Annotated in this window: 1 protein-coding gene; it reads left to right on the top strand. The window is 39.0% G+C overall.

Translation table 11 applies throughout. The features are described 5' to 3' along the window. Positions 1–17 precede the first annotated feature (17 nt). The coding region (locus tag ACFS3A_RS26695) for a non-ribosomal peptide synthetase (protein ID WP_379828773.1) at positions 18–1,555 on the top strand (1,538 nt) is incomplete at its 3' end.

The raw sequence follows: 1,555 nt of genomic DNA on the forward strand, positions 1-1,555 counted from the left end.
CGCCTTTGTTCCAGGTTATGTTCACCCTGCAGAACACTTCGGATGGAACAGAAGAATTAAGTCTGGAGGACATCAGTATTTCAGGATATGATTTCAAAAGAAATACAGCCAAGTTGGATCTGACATTAAATGTTTCAGAGAATGCTTCGGGTATTTCATTGGCAATAAATTACAGTACGGTTTTATTTGACAAACCTACCATCGAGCGGATGCTGGGGCACTATGAGCAGTTATTGGCTGGTATCGTGGCTGATGCATCCCAGCCTATCGGCAGTTTGTCGATGTTGAGCGCCCAGGAGAAGCACCAGCTTCTAGATGTCTTCAATGCCACAGGTGTTGATTATCCATTGGATAGGACGGTTGTTGATTTGTTCGAGGAGCAGGTGGTAAAGAGCCCTGATGCGATAGCGGTTGTCTTCGAGGGAGAGCAATTGAGCTACCGTGAATTGGACGAACGTTCCAATCAGCTTGCGCATTATTTATTGAATAGTTGGAATATCAAAACAGGAGATCTGATCGGTGTTGTTTTGGATCGTAGTGATTCATTAATTATTTCGTTTTTAGCAATATTAAAAACAGGGTCAGCTTATATTCCTATTGATCCTAATTATCCGGAAGAAAGGAAAGCACATATAAAGAAAGATAGTAATTGTACAATAATTATAGATGTCTTATTTCTAAACTCTTTTGAAGAGGATATTTTTAAATGTAATAATGATTTACCTCAGGTTAATGTAAAGGCTGATAGTTTAGCATATGTCATTTATACATCAGGTAGTACAGGTATGCCTAAAGGAGTTATGGTTGAACACAAGAACTTGGTTAATTTGTGTTTTTGGCATAAAACAGCATATTCTGTTACTGAAAAAAGCAGGAGTAGTTTGTTTTCTCAAATTGGTTTTGATGCCAGTGTTTGGGAGATTTACCCATATTTACTTTTTGGGGCTAGTCTATATCCTGTTTCTGAAAAATTTCGATATGATTTGGATACATTTTCAAAGTTCCTGAATGAAAATGCCATTTCACATTCTTATATTCCTACATTGTTGTGTGAGACTATTATAGATCAAGAAATACCTTTGCCTCACACTACAGTGTTAACGGGAGGAGATGTATTGCGTATAAATAAATCAACTAATATTAATATTTGTAATAATTATGGACCAACAGAGACGACTGTAGTTGCTGCCTATTTTCAATTACCAAATAGTCCAATGACCAATATTCCTATTGGTAAACCTATTCATAATACGCAGATTTATATTTTGAATGAGTATCACGACCTTCTACCGGTAGGTGTCATAGGAGAATTATGTATTGGAGGGGTGGGTGTGGCCCGAGGTTACCTTAACCAGGAATCCTTGACGGCTGAAAAGTTTGTAAATAACCCCTTCAGGGACGGTGAACGTCTTTACAAGACCGGTGATTTGGCACGTTGGCTTCCTGATGGTAACCTGGAATACATCGGCAGGTCTGATGCCCAGGTTAAGATCCGTGGATACAGGATAGAACTGGGCGAGATCGAGAACGCCCTTTCTCTTATGGACCAGGTGAA

It is taken from the genome of Flavobacterium notoginsengisoli (assembly GCF_042686225.1).
In the GTDB taxonomy this organism is placed as follows: Bacteria; Bacteroidota; Bacteroidia; order Flavobacteriales; family Flavobacteriaceae; genus Flavobacterium; species Flavobacterium notoginsengisoli.